The following is a 19366-nucleotide window of genomic DNA, read 5'->3' on the forward strand; positions in this document are numbered from 1 at the left end:
GAGGTGTCGGCTGCGCGGTGGGACAAGTCCGTGCGTGTCCTGGCCGCCGCCTGGACCTCGCCCGAAGGCCTGCTGATGACCCCACGCCGCACCGGCACCGACGGGTTTTTCGTCAGCGTGCTGAAGCGCAAAGCCTGAACCGGGCAGGGCGTAGCGCTTTCGTTTTTAGGTACAGGACCGCCCCAAGCACGGCGCGCTCCCTCTCCCGCGCGCGGGAGAGGGCTGGGGTGAGGGCGCCGCGAGCACTGAATCTCGGCCGCGCGGAGGCTCCCCTCACCCGGAAGTCCCGCTGGCGCGTGACTTCCGACCTCTCCCCGCACGCGGGGAGAGGTGACGATGGCGCGGACACCAGGTGAGGGACCGCATGCGCCCGTTCGCTATCCCCATCGCCGTTTTTCCCCGTTGCGAGCCGGGCTGCGGTCGCGTATCTGCTGCCCATGACAGCCCCCAGCACATCCTCCGCTCCGTCCGTCGTCCCCTCTGACGCCGACACCTCGCCGCACGTCGCTGCGATCCACGAGAAGATCCTGATCGTCGACTTCGGTTCGCAGGTCACCCAGCTGATCGCCCGCCGCGTCCGCGAGGAGGGCGTGTATTCCGAGATCGTGCCGTTCCAGAAGGCGGAGGCCGCCTTCGCCGAGATGAAACCGAAAGCCGTGATCCTATCCGGCGGTCCGGCCTCGGTGCTGGACGACAACGCCCCCAGCGCACCGATGTCGATCCTCGAAGCCGGCGTGCCGGTGCTCGGCATCTGCTATGGCGAACAGACCCTGGCCAAGCAGCTCGGCGGCACCGTCGAAGGCGGCCACCACCGCGAATTCGGCCGCGCCCAGATCGAGATCACCGATGACTGCGCGCTGTTCGACGGCGTCTGGCAGAAGGGCGGCAAATACGACGTCTGGATGAGCCATGGCGACCGCGTCACCAAGCTGCCGGCAGGTTTCCGCGCGGTGGCGCAGGCGCCGGGCTCGCCGATCTCCGTGATCGCCGACGACACCCGCAAATTCTACGCGATGCAGTTCCACCCCGAAGTGGTGCATACGCCCGACGGCGCCAAGCTGCTGCGCAACTTCGTCCGCAAGGTCGCAGGCCTCACCGGCGACTGGACGATGCGCGCCTTCCGCGAGGAAGCGATCGAGAAGATCCGCACCCAGGTCGGCAGCGGCAAGGTGATCTGCGGCCTGTCCGGCGGCGTCGATTCCGCGGTGGCTGCGGTGCTGATCCATGAGGCGATCGGCGATCAGCTGACTTGCGTGTTCGTCGACCATGGCCTCTTGCGCAAGGACGAAGGCAAGACCGTCGTCGACCTGTTCCGCCACCACTACAACATCCCGCTGGTGCACGTGGATGCGTCGGAGACCTTCCTCGGCGCGCTGAAGGGCGTCACCGATCCGGAGCAGAAGCGCAAGACCATCGGCAAGCTGTTCATCGACGTGTTCGAAGCCGAGGCCAGACGCGTCGGCGGCGCCGACTTCCTGGCGCAGGGCACGTTGTACCCGGACGTGATCGAGAGCGTGTCGTTCACCGGCGGCCCGTCGGTGACGATCAAGTCGCACCACAACGTCGGCGGCTTGCCGGCACGCATGAACATGAAGCTGGTCGAGCCGTTGCGCGAACTGTTCAAGGACGAAGTCCGCGCGCTCGGCCGCGAGCTCGGGCTGCCCGACGTGTTCGTCGGCCGCCATCCGTTCCCAGGCCCCGGCCTCGCGATCCGCTGCCCCGGCGAGATCACCGAAGAGAAGCTCGAAATCCTGCGCAACGCGGACGCGGTGTATATCGACCAGATCCGCAAGGCGGGGCTCTACGACGACATCTGGCAGGCGTTCGCCGTGCTGCTCCCGGTCCGCACCGTCGGCGTGATGGGCGATGGCCGCACCTATGAGTACGTCGTCGGTCTGCGCGCCGTGACGTCCACCGACGGCATGACCGCCGACTTCTATCCGTTCGAAATGTCCTTCCTCGGCGCCACCGCGACGCGGATCATCAACGAGGTCAAGGGCGTCAACCGGGTGGTGTACGACATCACGAGCAAGCCGCCGGGCACGATTGAGTGGGAGTGAGGGGGATAAACTGACCTAGTATCCTGGTTAGCTGACGACCTGCACGTCGCTAATTCTTGCTTCGGTCTGCAATCACTTCCTCCCACACGCCGACACGGTTCTATGTTCGAAGGGCGTTTGTGTCTGTGGTCAGGCTTACAATCGTTGCTTCGATGGAAGACGAAGTGGCGTGGAGCCGTCTATACAATGGTGGACCCATAATGCGGCAAACACCCCGATATGGATCGACCGACAATATTTCCCTGCATCCGAGCATCAATTTCGCAACGCGTCCGTCGGTGCGAGAGAAGCGAACTTGTGCTCAAGTATAATAGTAATTGCCAGAGACATGTTTGCAAAATCCTTGGGTGCCTCGGTCTCGGAAAATGACGACATTGCACGGGCCTGGATGTAGTGATTTGTGTCCAATCGAAGCAAGTGGCCGTTGTTGGTACTAAGACGTTCTAGTTTCGAAGTGCGGCTAAGGGACTGGTCACATGGTCACTGAGCGATCTGATTCAGTCTTCTTGCTGCAGTGGGATTGGCTTGAAGTTAAGATCTATTGCCGGAATAGAGAGAATTACGGCATTAGGCAGCAAACGCCACAGAATGACGCCTAAGAGTTTGATTTGATTGCATATTTTGTCTTTGAAAGTTTGAAGCACTCGTGGGATAGACGGCATCTCTGCCCGACGGCAAATCATCAGCGCAGCGACATCCTGAAGACCGGCCGGGATCACCACAGCAATCTATATCTATGGCGCTGCGGGTCAGGCCTGCATCTCGGCGTGGCCCCTGCTCAGTGGATCACAGAAGATTCCATTTCGATTGTCTATCGCAGCTTCTTCTGCACGCCCTTGGCGAGCTTGATGCATTCATCGTAAGTCGCTTCCGATACGCAGTAGTCCCAGGGTCGACATTTTCCCGGGCGAGACTCCCATTGATAAGGCGACTTCAGGAAGGATCGTGCCCTGTCACCCAATATTTTGAACGTTTCATATTCCAAGGTCGTTAGCCATCGATGTATCTCTTCAGCCTCTGACTGCTCACGGGCACGTTTATTCAGTGCGTCTTGCAGGAATATCAGAGCCTGGTTCAGGCCGGATTCCCCTTCAATCGCGGCCACCAATGGCGTCTTTCCATCGAATGCGGAGTGCGGCGTTTCGATTAAATGGACCCACTCATCTCCATGTTCTGATGCCTTGGATTTGAGAGCTTTCCCGCGGCCTTCCGCAGCGTTCCTTAACGCCTCAGCCTTCTCCAATTCCTTAGCCTCGGCTTCCAGCCTACGTGCGTCCTTCTGGCGTTCTTGTTCATGCTCTATCGGCAAACCAAGTGCCTGAAGGACCGGTGAGCCTTTCCGGAACATCATCGCCTCGATCTTTCGCAGGAGAGCGATCATGTCATCGAAAGACTGATCGTCAGCTTCGATCACGGCTTCAAATGATCTTCCTTCCGCCTGTGGCAGTAGCATCCATGATTCGACGGTAAGATCGTCGCGCTCATGGTCTGGGAGAGAAGCCAGTATCTTCTCTATGCGTTCGGACAGGTTCTTTCTACGGGACGCCTTGCGTTGATCGAGAGCACGGAGATCAAGGAGATCGTCGATCAAAGTGGTGGAAAGTGAATACGATTGATGCTTCTTGAGAACCCCTCTCTCAACAAGCTCGTCGAGGTAGCATTCGACAGCACGATATGGACTCCGGAACTTGTCATTTTGCTCACGCGCAGCATCTTCGAGTTCAGGGCGGACGTATTGGAATCCTGACCTGATCCACTTCTGCTTCTTGAGCCAGTCGACAAAGGCCTTCGGCCGATAGGATAAGGCTTGTGTGTCTTCGGGCAAGAACGTGCGGAGGATCTTAAACTGCCATTCCCGCTCGGTTACGAGGAATGCTCCCGCGCCACCTACCGAACATCCGATATGATCGCCCAACCCAATTCGGAAGAACTCTCCACCTTCATTGAAGGGTTCGACCTTTCGGTTTGCCAATTTCTTCAGGCCGAGATCGTATCGATGCAGACAGTCCGCAACTTCCTTCTCGAATTTGAGGCGTTGCGCGTCCAGCTTGGATTGATGCCGCGTACGCATTGCCGCCACTTCGGCATCAATCTTGGGATGGAAAACCCAATAGCGCCTGGCTGTTTCAAGGACGGCTGCTTCAACCTCGGAGCGCGATGCGTTTCTGGGAAGGCGTGACAAGTCGATCTCGACCGTGGCAATACCTCGGTTCTTCAGCTCTGCGCGCTTCAACTCGTCGCATGCGTGCGTAACGTAAATTTCAACCAGCAGACGGCGTCCGGCACGTTCGACATAGAGGTCCGGCACCAAGTTCTGAAGGTGCCGAGCTTCCTGGATTGCTTTGTCAAATGAACGTTGACCGGCCTCATGAATAACAGTGGCCTCGCCGTTGAATTCTGCCCTGACCTCGGGAAGGACGAGGTGCAACTTCGTCGCGACGATCTCCTTTCCGAGCCTATGCAGCGCTGTTTCCGGAGCGGTCGAACAGGAAGTGGAAGCCTGATGTCCGAAGTGATGGACGTTATCGTGGCCTTTTCTTGCGGTCAGAGGTGCATTGCAGGCTGGACAATCACATCCACACGCATCCCCTCGTTGAACCTCGGAGATATGCCGCATCACGCCAAGGGCGTCGACGCCATAGACGAGTTTGGCTTCCTTGGACGAGTATCTAGGAGGTGCGTGCTGGGTCACGATTGTATCGCCAAACCTGGGCGCGTTTCCTGCTTTCGCGCATGAGCATTATTGTCACCGGAGCCAGAATTGCGCGCTGTGATTGTTCAACAGGCGAGAGTGAGGATCGACCGTCGCTTTGTAGGTTTCAGGTATGTCGCCTCCGTCGCGCCCCTCCCTGAAATAGTCCCTGACCGAATACAGCGAAATCATCATGAGGTGCGTCCATGTGTCAGACAATTTCTGCTGCGCGTCTTCCTGTTGCTTGGCGACACTTGGCTTTCGTTTCGGTTGCGGCTGTCTATAGTCTGGCGTCAGGTCGACGTCGTGAATGAACACGATGTGGCCGTGATTCCACTCATCATCGACGGTCTTGCGCCAACGATAGTTAACCCTGGCGGTCAATCGTTGGCTGAAATGATAAGGCGGAATCTGCCCATCGACGTGGAATAGCTGCTCCTCTTTCTGCTCCTTTTCCATTCGTTGCTTCATCGCCTCGACAGCGGAGATCAAATCATAGCCTGCGCGTCGCAGGGTGTTCTCCGTTTCCATTCGCTTCTTCGGTGCTTTGGCCTCGCGGTGTTTGGCCAATGCACGGTCGAAGTGTTCAAGCCGAGTTGCAACGTAGGGACCACAGCTTGCGAGACGGATGCTATGTAGACTTCCTGATCGCTCTTCCAAAATTGCCTGGTCGATAACGCCATTCAAGTCGCTAGCGTCGATTGCTGCGAGAGCGGCTCGCTGGTCCTGTGGGATGTAAATCTCTTCCATCCTGAATGCCTCGTATCGTTTCTGGGAATGCTCCAGAAATCTCGGTCAGTCTTTTCAGACATCGACCCGCCTGCGTCACAAGATTGCGCCGGTCTCCAAATCCTGCAACCATTTTTCGGAGCAGAATTGGGGGTAACATGATTGAGCCAATAAAACCGTGGGATGATCTGTTTCCATACGATGTTGAAATCATCGATGGGCAGGAACACATAACGCGCAAGAAGGACTGGTGCGACGAAAAACAAGTCGACCTCAACCTTCGGACGATCGATTACTGGCTTCAGTTCGACCACAAACACGGCTCGGTGGGCCTAGCCAATATGATCGAATCCTACGCACACCGAGCTATGTCGATCGGAACTGAGAAACAGAAGGGGCGTTTCCAGGAGCTTATGGTGCTTCGACAGATGTGGCTCAATGGCGAACAGGCCGCCTAGGCTATCTTCACATTCCGAAGCGGGGCCAAGGTTTGCGCCTGTGGGCTTCCTCTTCAGCCTCTTCGCGAGTGTCGTATTCTCCGATGAACCTTCCGCTCTCATCGCGCAAAATCCATCTCCCCCCAGAGTAGCTCAGCATGTATCCGTTTGGTAATTCCTCAGTTGAATCAAATGTGCTGAGAGAAGGTTCGTATTCTCCATCGATTTCATCTGAAACGACTTCTCCGTCTTCAGGCGGCTGGTCAGGACGCAACATGGCTGTCCGCCGCCGTCGGCTATCGGTTGGCCTCAATGTCATAGCTTGTTTGCCCTGATCACCGGTGCCCCCTTCGCCTTCGTTCTCGTCGTCACACATCAACTGAATTCCTAGCCTTTCGATTCGCCGATCGAGGACCTATCGAGAATTGATGAGGCGCACGTTAATTCTTGTCATTGGGGACAATGAGTTCTTGGTGTCCGTGAGTCATTGCTGCGTCGATGGATTTCACCGGTTGGAAAGCCCGCAAGGGTGCCAATAAGCTACCGCCAAAAGCGGTTGACGGGAGTATCGACGTTCTCTATACGTTCTCGTCATGAAATTCCACTGCTTCATACGTTGATCGCTCACGAATCGCCCGAACGCGGGTGGGACGATGACGATTCAGCGTGCGGTGGAAGCTCCTTTCGCGACTGATAATTCGAATTCGAGTTGATCTTGGACGCTGCGGCGTCCTCACAGTCGTGCACCCGCCACAAGCCGTTCCATCCGATGCCTGCACCGCCGTGCGGTGTGTTTCCAACGCATCGGTATTCGCTATGCCCAAGCCATCTGCTCGCTTTTCACACCATCAATCCAGCCTTCTGAAGACCTTCAAAGCCAACGCGTCCCTGTTCCTTGCGTATTGTTGTCTCGCTCGCGCACTTCGAAACGAACATCACGTCCGTCGAGGATTGCCGGCGATTGTCGCGGTCATGATCGCGGAGGGATTGACGTCGGCCGACGTCGGCGACGCCGCAGACCTATTCGTTCGAGAGAGCAGCTACGAGGTTTTGAACCTCACCAAAATTCGCAGGACCGGATCACGACCGATCCTCGCGGAATCCGACCTGAATTCGGCTCTACGAAGGTCACGCCTTCTGGTGATCGCAGAAAGCGTCCAGACCACTCCAGAGTCCATCATTGCCGCGGCCGACACCGTCGTCTTCATGGAAGGGCCAACACGCAGTCATGTGGAAGCGTCTTGTCGGCTCACGCTCGGACGGGTGCCAGAGCCCTTGGCGCTCGACCAGATGATGCAGGCTCCGGCCTCTATGATCGGTCAGGCCATTCGCCGGGGACGATCCGTCCGGCAAACGCTCGAGCGCTTGGAGCGGCTGAAGGCGGCGCAACTGAAATTGAGCACGGGGGCCGATGACTCGACGGTGCCATCCCTCAGCGAGATGCATGGCCTCGGCGAGGCAGGCAGTTGGGGCCATGAACTGGCTGTCGACTTGAAAGCGTGGGCAGATGGGATGTTACCGTGGAGCGACGTCGATCGTGGCGTTTTGCTGCATGGTGTCCCGGGCACGGGCAAGACGACCTATGCCAAGGCTCTGGCAAAAACCTGTGGGGTTCCGCTGATCTTGGGCAGTATTGCACGGTGGCAGGCCAAAGGGCATCTCGGCGACCTCCTGAAGGCCATGCGTGCAGCATTTGACGAAGCCAAAAGCAAAGCGCCGAGTATCCTGTTTCTGGACGAGATTGATGCAGTCGGTGATCGAGAGCGATTTGGGGACCAAAACGCCCAATACTCCACAGAAGTGGTCAACGCCTTGTTGGAATGCATCGATGGAGCTGATTCACGTGAAGGTGTCGTCGTAATCGGTGCCTGCAACCACCCGTCCCGCATCGACAGGGCATTGGTGCGATCAGGTCGTCTTGATCGAACCATCGAGATTCCGTTGCCCGACGAATCCAGCCGTGACGGCATCCTGAGATGGCATCTGCGAGGCGCGCTCGCCGATGTCGCTTTATCTGCGATCGTCGAGAGAACCAGTGGTGCCAGTGGAGCCGACCTTGAGCGCTTCGTTCGCGAGGCACGCCGACGGGCCAGACGAGAGCGACGCCCGATGGTTGTCGACGACGTCTTGGCGTCGCTTCCTGAGCTGATCGAGATTCCAGATGACTCCCGATGGCGAGCAGCCATCCACGAAGCTGGACACGCTGCGGTCATCACCGAATTCGGCTTCGATATGGTCCTGGTCGCCGCTATCGCTGCGCATGTTGAAGTCGGCAGGTCCGGAATTGCTGGCGGCGTACGAGCGCGACCGATCACCTCCTACGATTGCACGCACGAAACGTATCTTGCAGACATCGCCGTCTTGCTGGCAGGCATTGCCGCCGAAGAGTTCTTCTTCGGATGTCGCTCGGATGGAGCCGGAGGCAGTCCTGGCACCGATCTCCATCTCGCCACAGTCAAAGCGACCTTGATGGAGGCAAGCGTGGGGCTGGGACAACACCTGACCTATCTTTCGTCTCGAGAAGAGGCCGACCTGCTGGCCAGCCTTCAATCCAATCGCGAGTTACGGATGCGCGTCGAGGCTATTCTCGCCAAACAGCTCGATGTCGCACGGCGCATTCTTGGATCTCAGCTTGAAGCAGTTGAACGTCTTGCCGAAGGCTTGATGGAGCGACCGCTTTCCGGAGATGAGGTCCGAGAAATCCTCTTGCGTCAGCCTCGTCTCCAGCTGGTTAACGAAACTAAGGCTAAAATTGATTGAGCTACGTCAGCATCTCGCTCACGTTGACTGCCGTTCGGCCTGGATCTGATCAGGTGTCCCGGATAAGAGGCCGCCATGACCTATCGTTCTCACATAGCCCTGCGTGGCGAGCGGACAATCCGCATTGCACGTCTCCCGGCTATGTCCGGGACCGTCTGATCGGACACCGTCGTTCGCCACGCAGATCACTGCGATGTGCATTCAGAACGAGGTATCCCATGTTTTCCAATCTCCATTTTATCGGTGCGGCTCTGACGACCATGGTCGGGGGCTGGTCCATACGCTGACCATCTCGCTTCCTCTCGGGGGAGGTGCTGATGGGACAGCACTTCCTCCTCTCGAAAGACGCTCGCGATCTGCCGCTCCAAAAGGTCATGCGAATGACCGAGCCTGGGGCGTATCGTTGGTTCAAGCGAGCCCGCTGGCCTGAGACGAATGGTGAGCCGTATTGCCCGGCCTGTGGCAATCTGCGGTGCTACGAGCTTGCCCGTGGCGGTCGCTTCAAATGCTCGGCCAAGGAATGCCGCAAGGAGTTTACGGTCACCAGCGGCACCATCTTCGCCAGCCGGAAGCTGAAGTTCAGACAAATTCTGGCGGTCATCGCCATGTCGGCCAATGCCGCAAAAGGCAAGGCTGCGCTGCAGGTCGCGCGAGAGCTTGGGGTCCAGACGAAGACCGCATGGCATAACCTGATGAAGCTGAGAGAGGCGTTGGCTGCTCGGCGTGAGGACATGCAGCTCGATGGCCAGGTGGAGATCGACGGCATGTATCTCGCCGGTCACATCCGACCCGAGAATCGTAAGGAAGATCGGGAGGACCGACGCAAGATTCAGTCGCCGAAGCGCCTTGTCGTCATGGCTGTCCGGGAACGTCGCCTGACTGGACAGACGTTGACCCGAGTGACGCCGAGTGAGAACGCCGACTGCGCATGGGATATGGTCCGGTCGCACGTCAGCCGCAAAGCACACGTCTATGCCGACGAACATCTCGCATATGACGAACTCTGCGGCCTCAATCCGCTGACACGGGTCAACCATTCGGAGGCCTACCAGCACGGCTTCGGTGTATCGACCAACATCATCGAGAGCTTCTTCTCTCGTGTCCGGCGCTCGTATCGCGGGATCCATCACCGGTTTTCGATGAAGTACCTTGACTGGTACGCAGCCGAACTGGCCTGGCGTGAAGATCGCCGGCGTGTTGGCAATGGAGGGCACGTTCTCGAGATGCTGAAGCGCGCCTTGGCGCATCCGACGTCCCGTAATCTCTGCGGATACTGGCAGGGAAACAAGCCGGACGATCTTGTGTGGACGGCTTAGGCGGCAACCCGCCATAGAGAGGCCCGTCCATCTCCCTTGATCTGCTCGACGCGGCTTCGTTTCGCGAGGCCGGACAATTGGATCGACACCCGACCGGCGATCTCAGACATGCGAGGGTCGTCCTCAGCGATGTCCTTTTGCTGAGCAACGCGGACCGCGCATTCGTGGGTTGAAATCGGAGTTTGCGCCAAACGAAGCGTGTTGAGGATTCGGGCGGAGAGATTGTCCTCGGCGAACAATCCCCCGAGGAACTGTCCACGTTTACCTGTACGTTTAGAAGCAGCCTTCCGAGGCGAATGTCCCGGCTCGTAAATCTGAATAACCGTATCGACGGCCGCAATCTGCCTGTCGATCTCCGCAATCTGATCGACAAGCGCCTTTCGATCAGCCTTCAAATCATCCTGCTTGCGGCGCAGTTCACCAACCACATCCATCGAAAACCCCAAATATAGATGGGGCTATCATAAAGTCGGACGGGATGTTGGTCTGGTGGCGTCTGCTACCTAATGCCGGAGAATTATCTGTGTCGGGATACAGAAAAGAGGATGGTTCGGAGTACTCACTAAGTCCCGTCTTTTGGGAGACGGGGCAGGCTCTTGGCTTTCCTATCCAGTTCGATCTGGTGCTCAAGCACTTACGGCAGGACATGAGGGACGATTGGTATTTTGATTGCTTGCAATACAATGACTTATTTATGAACCCGAAGGAGGCTAAGTGTATTATTCTGTCGCAGCTCCGGGAGTGGAACGGCGTGTACTCCGGAACTCGCAGTGTTGTAAGGAACATTCCAAAGAAAGGGTACGGGGAGCGCTACGGATTGGAGACGGATTTCTTCGATCGGTTTGTTTATCAGGCGATCTGCACGTTCCTTATTCCTTATTATGACGTGTTGCTCGATCATCGAGTGCTTAGCTACCGTTATGAATCGGAGCAGAAAAGCAGTAAGTATCTGTTCAAAAAAAGGATCGATCGTTGGTTCACTTTTGAGGGGGTGACTCTGACGTTTGCACGATCAAAACAATATTTATTGGTAACTGATCTTAGTAATTTCTTCGAAAATATATCGCGGGATCAAATTGTTAGGGCCCTGGAAGGTGCGATACCGTCGATCAGTGCAAGTGGTCCGGAGAAGCTCAACATACGCAACGCAATTAGTACTCTTGATCGCTTGCTCAAGCGGTGGACGTTTAGTGGCGATCATGGTTTGCCACAGAATCGAGATGCGTCCTCTTTCCTTTCCAATATTTTGCTTTCTTCCGTAGATCACGGATTGGCTGAGAAGGGCTATGATTACTACAGGTATGTTGATGATATTCGTGTGTTAGCTGACACGGAAGCGCAGGCTCGCCGGGCGCTTCAGGATATCATTAGAGAGTTGCGAAAGGTTGGTTTGAATATCAATGCAAGCAAGACAGAGATTCTTCCGCCCGATGTATCGTTGCAGAAACTGAATGCTTATTTTCCATCTCAGGACAGTGCAACCGTTGCTATTAGTCAAATGTGGCAATCTCGGAGCCGCAGAATCGTAGTGCGATCAGTTGATTACATTTTCGAGGTTCTGGTTGGTTGTATTAAATCGGGGGACACTCAGAGCCGACAGTTCCGATTTGCTGTGAATCGAGTAGCTCAGATTGTGGAATCTGGTCTCTTCGACGTTGGTGACGCGTTGGCGGATTCGTTGCTTGATGTGATTTCCGGTTCGCTTTCTGATCATGCTGTATCCACAGATCAGTATTGCAGGTTGATATCGATACTCGATCGAAAGGGGAAATGCCTTCCGGCGCTAGAAGGATTTCTATTGGAGGAGGAGAGGGCCATTCATGATTGGCAGAATTACAATATATGGATGTTACTTGGATCGAGGAGGCATAAGTCGGATAAGCTGCTCGGGTTGGCGAAGCGGAAGCTCCGTGAGGACGTGAAGTCGGGCGAGGCCGCGGCGATTTTTATCTGGCTGCGGTGTGTCGACGAGAGGGCGACTATTCGTGAATATATCAATAGATTCAATGAATTGCCGTATCAGAATGCTCGCTACCTATTGATTGCTTCTTCAGTGCTTGAGGAGAGCGATCTTAGGTCTCTGCATGGCTATGTCCCGATCATTCTCAAGGGGACAGCACGCAGAGCCATGCGCTTTGCAAATGATGAGGGGCTTCCATTTGCAAAAAGAGAGAGTCCTGATCTTCTGAATTTGGTCGACGAGGTTAGTGAGTATGACTGATCTCGCCTGGCGGCTCTTTCTCTTCGTCAAGGATTCAACGGGGCGCGGCGAGCATTGCTTCTACCAGTTCGAAGATGGCAGATTGGTTGAAACTGAAGCGCAGAAGGTTGTTGAATTTCCAGGCGTCGTTGTTTGCCATGATTTCTGGTCGATGCGTGATGTGCTGTTCGACAAGACTGGAACGTTGCCAAATGTGATCGTTGATCTCGACGAGTTCAGGATGTCGATCAGCGGAGATCCTCAAGACCGTCTAGCGCGCGAGAAATCCGACATAACCGCTGTTCTCGATCGGTATGGTGCGGACCAAGAAGTGTGCGCTTACTACAAGCGGATGCTCAATAAGGGGGCGACGTTCGAGTCAGGTGTTGCGGCTAAGGCGGCTCAGGCGCTTGCGCTAATGTATCTCGACCTGGTTGAGTGTGCCAAGGCGGCAGGAGAGGAAGATCGTTTCTTCAAAGTTGAGGTTCCTGTTTATCGGCTTCTTCAGGGCGCAATGGCGTCGGGCATCCTGATTAATAGATCTCGATTGTCAGAGATGCGCGCAGAAGTTGAGTATGAATATTTCGTGTTGCTCAAGGCTTATTCCGCGAAGCACGATATGCCGCTTGAAACACCCACGAAGTTTGCGTTGGAGAAAAAGCTCCGCGCAGAGGGATTCGATTTGGATGATGTCTCGATTGACTATCTACTTGAGTACGTGCCGCACGAGCACGACTTTGGTGGGGAGACTAGGGCGCTGCAAGCTGCCGACAACGCTCGTCGGGTGCTTGGTTCGTTGACCCTGTCGACTGCAGTAATGCGGCCCGTGGTGGATGTGTTCGGGTCCCGGACGTCGCGAATTCAGTTACGTAGTCCAGCTCTTCAGAGTATTCCAAAGAAGTATCGCGAGATTATTATGGCTCGCGACGGATACGAGCTTAGCTATGTTGATTATGATCAATATGAGGTTGGGGTTATGGCGGCCCTATCTGAAGATTCCGAGTTGATGGGCCTGTATGCGGCGGGAGATATGTATGAGTTGTTTGCGTCGGCGCATCTTGGGTTATTCCAAAATAGAAAGGCTGCGAAGCAACTTTTTCTCTCATACGCTTATGGAATGAGTAAGAAGGCGTTGGTCGATGCGGCGGTGGCGCTCGGTGTAGATAGGACTCGCGCAAAGAGCGCATTCGGAGTGTTCAGGCAGTATGAGGCTTGGAAGAGGTCGATTTGGACGGAATTTCAATCCAAAGGAAGTGTCGCAACCTTGCTCGGCAATCGCTACGTACGAAATGGTAGTGGTCAATTAAGTCCAAAAGAACAGCGATCTGCAATAAGTCAGGTCGTTCAGGGAACGGCCTCTCTTATCTTCAAGAAAGCGCTGCTGGAAGTTGGAAAGCTTGACGACGTCAGCATAATTCTGCCGATGCACGACGCGCTGCTGTTCGAGCATAAGGATGCGGATGCGCCAAGTAAGGTCGTGTATGCATTCGAGAGGGCGATGACAACAACGCTTGCGGGGAAGGTGGCAGGAAAAGCATCGATCGGCTCTTTTATTAGCTAGCGCTGGTGGCATCTGTCAGTATTTCGCCACTGCAGCGCACGGTGGTTGTGTCGTCTCCGGCGATGCTGCTGGTGTTCTTGACCAAGCGATGTCCTTTTGTCCGCAACTCGGCGAGCGGGCTTGATTTCAGCTGCAGGAGTAGATGGAAATCATCACGAACCGCCGTTCGACGTGATACTCCTTGGAGGGGCAGTGCTATCAGGGCGGGGCCAAGGCGAGAACATCACAATGTGAGTGTATTGGCGTATCGCCCCAAGGAGCAGGCGATGTGAAACACGCGCGCCCAATTTGATCCGTCGGCACTCACGCGGCGAGCGGGTAGGATTCACCCGAAAATTCGGCGAACATCTTCGCGGCGATCACCAGATCTTCGTCGCTGATGTGAAACGCGCGGGCGAATTCTCTCTGCAGTGCCGGAGCGACCTCACCGAAGAACGCCGACATCTGTCCCGCAGCCGCCTTTGCCGTCGCCGGATGGGTCAGGCAGCAGACAAGCGCCTGCGCGTCCAGCTTCTTGCTGTACGGCGCATTCACGGTCGTCAAAACCGAGGCGAGAAACATGCCTGTTGTCACTGCCGTCAGCTGCCACATCTTCGCTCCTAAAGATGGCTCGGCGCGCAGCCAACTCAATTCCATAAACCTCGACCATCAGCGAAGACTAAATCGCCCAGTCGGGCCTGGCCGGGAAGGGTGACCGAATAGATCGTAATCTGATCGTCCGCCCCCGGCGACTGAACCGTGATGCCCGCTCTCTCAAGCGACAAAGGCCGATATAATCAGGGCGTTGACGATGTCGATGAAGAAGCCGCACACCAGAGGAACGACGATGAAGGCGCGGTGGGCGGCGCCGTATTGCTGGGTGACCGCTGTCATGTTGGCAATGGCGGTGGCTGTCGAGCCCAGCGCTATTCCGCCGAAGCCCGCCGAGATCACCACAGCCTCGTAGTCCTTCCCCATGAAGCGGAACACGATCGATATGGTGAAGATGGCCGCCAGGACGATCTGCACGACAAGGGCCGAGGCGACGAAGGTGAAGACGCCATTGAGCTGCCAGAGCTGAAGTCCCATCAACGCCATGGTCAGGAACAGGCCGAGGGCGAGATCGGAGACGAGCGCCAGCCCGTCGTCCACGCCGGGCCAAAGTTTCTGGACGCGCGAGCTCACGGCGATGGGCATGAGGTTGCGGATCAGGATTCCGGCCATCAGGCAGCTCACGAAGGCGGGCAGGTTCAGGCCTGTGCGTGTCAGCGCATCATGAATGCCGAGCCCGAGGATGATGGCGAGGTTCAAGGCCAGCACGGCCCAAAGGATGCAGAAGTAGTCGAGCCTCGGCTGACGGCCGTCATTGGAAACGCCGATGGAGAGTTCAGGGTCGTCGGTGGCGGCGACACTGTGACGCTTCATCAGGAAGGCGGCCACGGGGCCGCCGATCATGCAGGCCGCGATCAGCCCGACCGTGTTGGCCGCAACACCCAATTCCATGGCGTTGCTGATGCCGAGCCGCTCGGTGAATGTCGGTGCCCAGGCGAGCGTCGTGCCGATGCCACCGGTCAGCGAGATCGAGCCCACCATCAGGCCTGCCTTGGCTTCGAGTCCGAACAGTGAAGCCATGCCCATGCCGGCGAAGTTCTGGATCAGCATGAGGACGATAGCGAGCGACAGCAGGATGACCAGCGGCCGGCCGCCGGCCAGAAGCATCTTGATCTCGGCCTTCAGTCCGATGCCCGCGAAAAACAACAGAAGCAGAAAGTCGCGCATCGCGAGATCGAAGGTGACCGGTCGATCGAAAAGCGTGTAGCTCAGGGCGACCACCGCTGTGCAGAGGAAACCACCGATGACCGGCTCGGGAATGGAGTATTTGCGCAGCAGCGGCGCGTTCAGTGTCGCGATCTTGCCGGTCAAAAGCAGGATGACGGCGATCGTGAACGTATAGAAGGCATCGATTTCCATAGGTGTCCGGATTCCAATGGATGACCAGGCCGTGACAGCGGTTTTGCCATCACGGCGGACAGGATCTTAAAAAGCGCTGCTCGCTCAATGCGCGCGGTTGGTAGTCATCGGAAGGTGCGGCGCGGGACAGCGCCATGCGCGCATATGACCTTCCGGCAGATCGTCACCTTGTGACTGGCCCGTTTTATGCCGCCAGCCTCACCGGCTGTCAATTTGTTGGCACGATGCGATCGTTGCCGCATCACCAGGCCGCGATCGAAAAACATCCGGCGATCGCGAGTGGCCACCGCCGCATGATCGGCGATCGCGTTTCCGATGGCGCGGCGCCAAAACGCGGCGAGATCACGCCACGGCAGCGCGTTGCGCAGCCGCGAGCTCGGACTGCCCGACGTATTCGTCAATCACTATAGACGCTGCACTCAGGACAGCGCCTTTCCCACCATGACGGTATCGACATATTGAGTCATGCGCCGGATTTTGCCGTCCTGGATCTCATAAAGATGCGCGAAGGCGGCGCGCATCGTTTTGCCGGTGGCTTTGTACGTGCCGGAGTACACGCCGAAGGCGGCGACGCGGTCGCCATCGGCGAGGTAGGTGTGGACCTCGGCGCGATAGCCGATCCACTCGCTGGCCAGGCGGGCGAATACGCCCGCCATCAATGCATCGACTCCGACATACGTACCGGCATACGGAAAACCTTCCGCTTCGGTCCACTCCACGTCGGGATGAAGGACGGCCAATAGATTGCGGCCGTTCTCTTCGGAGGACCCTTCATAGGTCCTCCGGATGAGGTCGCGATGACTTGTCATTTCAACCCCACTTCATTTCGCCCTTGGCCACCTTGGAGCCGATATCCAGCGCGACGCCCATACCGAGGCCGGGGAAGCGCGTCTCCATCGCGGCCTTCAGCGCGGCGGCGTCGGCCGCCTTGCTCAATTCCTCGTCGAAGGCGAGGAGATAGGCCTTGGTGTGCGCGACGGCACTCAGGTCGGTCGCTGCCTTCGGATCGAGGTGGCCAGGCACGACGATCGACGGTTTCAATGCGGCGATCTTGTCGAGGTTTGCGACCCATGCGGCCCGCGCCTCCTTGGTCGACGTGTCGGCGGTCCAGACATGGACGCCGGAGAAAACCAGTACGCCGCCGAACACCGCGCCCAGCGTGGGAACGTGGAGATAGCGCCGGTTGGCGAGGCCGATGGCGTTGACGATCTCGACCGTCTCGCCATCGACCGCCAGCGCCCGGCCATCGAAAGCTTGAGGCAGCACGATGTCGGTCAATGCCTGCGGGCCGTTCTCCTTCAATTGCGGGCTCCAGACGGCGAGCTTCTTTTCAACATTGCCCTTGATGGCGGCGATCGTGTCGGAGGCTGCGATCACCTTGGCGGCCGGGAAAGCCTCGCGCACCGGCTTCAGGCTGAAGTAATAGTCCGGGTCAGACTGACTGACATAGATGGTGGTCAGCGGCTTGCCGGTCGCCTTGATCGCCTCGACCAGTGCGCGGCCGTCCGCATAGGTGAAGCCGCCGTCGATCAAGAGCGCTTCGGTCCGGCCGGTGAGCAGCACCGGGGCACGGAAGAAGCCGTTCGGGCCTGCCGGAAAGTGTTTCCAAGTCAGAGCCGATCCCGCTGCATGTCCGACGCCCGCCGGCGCGAAGGCTATAGCGGCGCCTGCAGCGACGGTCGTTTTCATGAGGTCTCTCCTTGAATACATGGCTGTCTCTTGTTGTTGCGGCCGCCGAGACGCGGCACGTGGTGAGGGCGGAAGCTGTCGGGGAAGGGGGGCTCGATCAGGCCAGCTGAAGTTCCGCGACGAGCAGATCGAAATCCCCATACAGAAGGCTGCTATCGATCTTGCGGCGGCGGTCGCCGGAGCCGAGCAGAATGCCGGGCACGCCCTGGACGCCGAAGCGCGCCATGTCGGCCCGCGCGGCTGAGATCGTGCTCTGATAGGCGGCGAGAAGCGGCTCGTCAGGCGCCTGAACCCGCCGGGCGGCCTCGACGAAGCCGGCCGCCGTCAGCGTTTCGGCGACGACGCCGAGGTCGGAATTGTCGCGGCCGTCGCGATAGCGGGCGTTCTGCAGGCTTTTCAGGGCGTCGAGTTCGCGCGCCGGCTCGCTGAGGCCGACAGCGACGAGCCCGAGGGTGGCCGGCCGGGAGTCGAACCTGCTGCCCACCGCACCGAGCACACGCTCGCGATAGAGGTCTGAAAAGATCTGCCCAGTCAGCTGGGCGATGCGCTGATCATTCTGCCAGGCATAGTCCGCAAACCGCTGGTCGATCGGCCGCGACCCTTCGCCCGCAAACAAGCCCGTCGGCGCCAGGTCGAGCGTTACATCATCGAGCCGGGACAGCTTCTCCAGCGCGGGGCCGGCGCCATAGCACCAGCCGCACAGAGGATCGAAGAGATAGGTGATCCGCATATCCATTTCCTGTGTTGTCTGGCGCCAAAATAGGTCATCGGGATTTGGTTGATAATTGCGATGAAATATCCATACTGTATGTTTTTTGCTGACAATGACGGAGGCGGACCTGGAGGCGATCAATCTCAACCGGCTCGCTTATTTCGTCGCGGTGGTTGACGCGGGATCGTTCACACGCGCCGCCGAACGGCTCGGGATCACCAAGACCGTCGTCAGCCAACAAGTGGCCCGGCTGGAGGCCGACCTGCGGACCAGCCTCTTGCTGCGGACGACCCGGCGGGTCGAGCCCACCGAAGCGGGCCGGCTGCTGCATGCGCGGGCTGTCATCATTCTGCGCGACGCGGAGGATGCGTTCGGAGCGGTCGCCGAAGTCACCGCGACCCCGATCGGGACATTGCGGGTGGCGGCACCGAATGACTTCGGCACGTCGATGATTGCGCCCTTGGTGGCGACATTCTGCCGGACCTATCCGGCCTGTACGGTCGACCTCGTGTTGTCGGATGCCAGGATCGACCTGATCACCCATCACATCGACGTTTCGATCCGGGTCGGGTGGCTCGACGATTCCAGCCAGCAGGCGCGCAGGATCGGCACGTTCCGGCAGTTACTTGTCGCCGCGCCGGACTTCGCGCGCACGATCACCGCCAAGGTGCCTGAGGATCTCGCCCCACAACCGTTCATCGCCAACGGCGCGTTGCGTGAGCCGCTGGTCTTGCAGTTCTCGTGCGCTGACGTCGATCGCCGCACCATCCGCATGCGACCGGCGATGACCATCAACACCACGCCGGCCGTACTGGCGGCGACAATCGCCGGTGGCGGGCTTTCGGTGCTGCCGGATTTTTTGGTCGGCGAGCCCCTGGAGAGTGGCGCGCTCGTCCAGTTGTTGCCGGACTGGTCGCTGCCATCGGGCGGGATCCATGTGGTCTATCCCGCCGCCCGGTTTCGTCCACCCAAGGTCACGGCGTTCGTCGATCTGCTGTCCGCCATGGTCAGAGCCGACGGCGCATGAGTCCGCTACGTGAGAGCGTATTGATCAGACGCTCATGTCGCGCCGGATGGATGACTTCGGGGGGGTAGTCTTTTCCGGACTCACTGCTGCCTACGACGAGATTGAGGTGTCGTATCGCTTCGCCATCGCCCGCGTCATCTCGGCGATCGTTGCGCGGAGCTCGGCGGGCTCCAGCACTTCGGCCTCCGGTCCGAGCCGCAGCAGTTCGGACGCCGCGTGCCAGGATGTTTTGC

Annotated in this window: 18 protein-coding genes and 1 pseudogene; 9 read left to right on the plus strand and 10 right to left on the minus strand. The window is 58.0% G+C overall.

The window, feature by feature from the left end; translation table 11 throughout:
• Nucleotides 1-138: pseudogene (locus DYI24_RS28255) on the plus strand (MFS transporter); the annotation flags it as partial.
• A gap of 299 nt (nt 139-437) precedes the next feature.
• Nucleotides 438-2060 (plus strand): glutamine-hydrolyzing GMP synthase, encoded by a 1623-nt coding sequence (guaA, locus tag DYI24_RS06040; RefSeq protein WP_164571627.1) that lies wholly within the window; start codon nt 438-440, stop codon nt 2058-2060.
• A gap of 811 nt (nt 2061-2871) precedes the next feature.
• Here the strand turns inward: guaA and DYI24_RS06045 are convergent.
• Both DYI24_RS06045 and DYI24_RS06050 read right to left on the minus strand, forming a co-directional pair.
• Entirely contained in the window at nt 2872-4752 is a 1881-nt protein-coding gene (locus DYI24_RS06045) for a competence protein CoiA family protein (protein WP_164571628.1), read from the minus strand.
• Nucleotides 4753-4806: 54 nt separating this feature from the next.
• Complete coding sequence (locus DYI24_RS06050) at nt 4807-5502, minus strand: hypothetical protein (protein ID WP_164571629.1); 696 nt, start codon at nt 5500-5502, stop codon at nt 4807-4809.
• A 137-nt stretch (nt 5503-5639) separates the two neighbouring features.
• On the opposite strand from DYI24_RS06050, the gene DYI24_RS06055 reads away from it, so the two are divergent.
• Nucleotides 5640-5939: a hypothetical protein gene (locus tag DYI24_RS06055; protein WP_164571630.1), complete on the plus strand. Its 300-nt coding sequence runs from the start codon at nt 5640-5642 to the stop codon at nt 5937-5939.
• 7 nt (nt 5940-5946) lie between these two features.
• On the opposite strand, the gene DYI24_RS06060 is transcribed toward DYI24_RS06055, so the two are convergent.
• Entirely contained in the window at nt 5947-6294 is a 348-nt protein-coding gene (locus DYI24_RS06060; RefSeq protein ID WP_164571631.1) for a hypothetical protein, read from the minus strand.
• A 440-nt stretch (nt 6295-6734) separates the two neighbouring features.
• On the opposite strand from DYI24_RS06060, the gene DYI24_RS06065 reads away from it, so the two are divergent.
• Both DYI24_RS06065 and DYI24_RS06070 read left to right on the plus strand, forming a co-directional pair.
• Entirely contained in the window at nt 6735-8678 is a 1944-nt protein-coding gene (locus tag DYI24_RS06065; protein WP_164571632.1) for an AAA family ATPase, read from the plus strand.
• A gap of 317 nt (nt 8679-8995) precedes the next feature.
• Nucleotides 8996-9994 carry an IS1595 family transposase gene (locus DYI24_RS06070; RefSeq protein WP_164571633.1) on the plus strand — a complete coding sequence of 333 codons (999 nt, stop codon included), beginning with the start codon at nt 8996-8998 and terminating at the stop codon, nt 9992-9994.
• Here the strand turns inward: DYI24_RS06070 and DYI24_RS06075 are convergent.
• The gene (locus DYI24_RS06075) at nt 9991-10428 is read right to left on the minus strand and encodes a hypothetical protein (protein WP_164571634.1); all 438 of its coding nucleotides are present in this window, start codon (nt 10426-10428) and stop codon (nt 9991-9993) included. The genes DYI24_RS06070 and DYI24_RS06075 overlap by 4 nt on opposite strands.
• 44 nt (nt 10429-10472) lie before the next feature.
• Here DYI24_RS06075 and DYI24_RS06080 point away from each other — a divergent pair, with 44 nt between their 5' ends.
• Nucleotides 10473-12215: an RNA-directed DNA polymerase gene (locus DYI24_RS06080; protein ID WP_205523388.1), complete on the plus strand. Its 1743-nt coding sequence runs from the start codon at nt 10473-10475 to the stop codon at nt 12213-12215.
• Complete coding sequence (locus tag DYI24_RS06085) at nt 12208-13755, plus strand: DNA polymerase (RefSeq protein ID WP_164571635.1); 1548 nt, start codon at nt 12208-12210, stop codon at nt 13753-13755. Before DYI24_RS06080 ends, DYI24_RS06085 begins: the two co-directional genes overlap by 8 nt.
• 303 nt (nt 13756-14058) lie before the next feature.
• Here DYI24_RS06085 and DYI24_RS06090 read toward each other — a convergent pair whose 3' ends face one another.
• Together DYI24_RS06090 and gltS are read right to left on the minus strand one after the other, a co-directional pair.
• Entirely contained in the window at nt 14059-14346 is a 288-nt protein-coding gene (locus tag DYI24_RS06090; protein ID WP_246701172.1) for a hypothetical protein, read from the minus strand.
• A 162-nt stretch (nt 14347-14508) separates the two neighbouring features.
• A complete protein-coding gene (gene gltS / locus DYI24_RS06095) occupies nt 14509-15705 on the minus strand; it encodes a sodium/glutamate symporter (RefSeq protein WP_164571636.1) in 1197 nt (398 codons plus the stop codon).
• Between the two features lie 134 nt (nt 15706-15839).
• On the opposite strand from gltS, the gene DYI24_RS06100 reads away from it, so the two are divergent.
• Nucleotides 15840-16115: a hypothetical protein gene (locus tag DYI24_RS06100; RefSeq protein ID WP_164571637.1), complete on the plus strand. Its 276-nt coding sequence runs from the start codon at nt 15840-15842 to the stop codon at nt 16113-16115.
• A 9-nt stretch (nt 16116-16124) separates the two neighbouring features.
• Here DYI24_RS06100 and DYI24_RS06105 read toward each other — a convergent pair whose 3' ends face one another.
• The 3 genes from DYI24_RS06105 to DYI24_RS06115 form a co-directional block, all read right to left on the minus strand.
• Entirely contained in the window at nt 16125-16514 is a 390-nt protein-coding gene (locus tag DYI24_RS06105) for a nuclear transport factor 2 family protein (RefSeq protein WP_164571638.1), read from the minus strand.
• Nucleotide 16515: 1 nt separating this feature from the next.
• Nucleotides 16516-17415 (minus strand): MBL fold metallo-hydrolase, encoded by a 900-nt coding sequence (locus DYI24_RS06110; protein ID WP_205523390.1) that lies wholly within the window; start codon nt 17413-17415, stop codon nt 16516-16518.
• 76 nt (nt 17416-17491) lie between these two features.
• Nucleotides 17492-18124, minus strand: a complete 633-nt coding sequence (locus DYI24_RS06115) for a DsbA family protein (protein WP_164571640.1) — start codon at nt 18122-18124, stop codon at nt 17492-17494.
• A gap of 109 nt (nt 18125-18233) precedes the next feature.
• On the opposite strand from DYI24_RS06115, the gene DYI24_RS06120 reads away from it, so the two are divergent.
• Complete coding sequence (locus DYI24_RS06120) at nt 18234-19133, plus strand: LysR family transcriptional regulator (RefSeq protein ID WP_164571644.1); 900 nt, start codon at nt 18234-18236, stop codon at nt 19131-19133.
• Nucleotides 19134-19223: 90 nt separating this feature from the next.
• Here DYI24_RS06120 and DYI24_RS06125 read toward each other — a convergent pair.
• Nucleotides 19224-19366, minus strand: a 143-nt coding sequence (locus tag DYI24_RS06125) for a WCX domain-containing protein (protein WP_164571641.1), incomplete at its 5' end; no start/stop codon positions are given.

It is taken from the genome of Rhodopseudomonas sp. BR0C11 (assembly GCF_010820945.1).
GTDB lineage: Bacteria > Pseudomonadota > Alphaproteobacteria > Rhizobiales > Xanthobacteraceae > Rhodopseudomonas > Rhodopseudomonas palustris_H.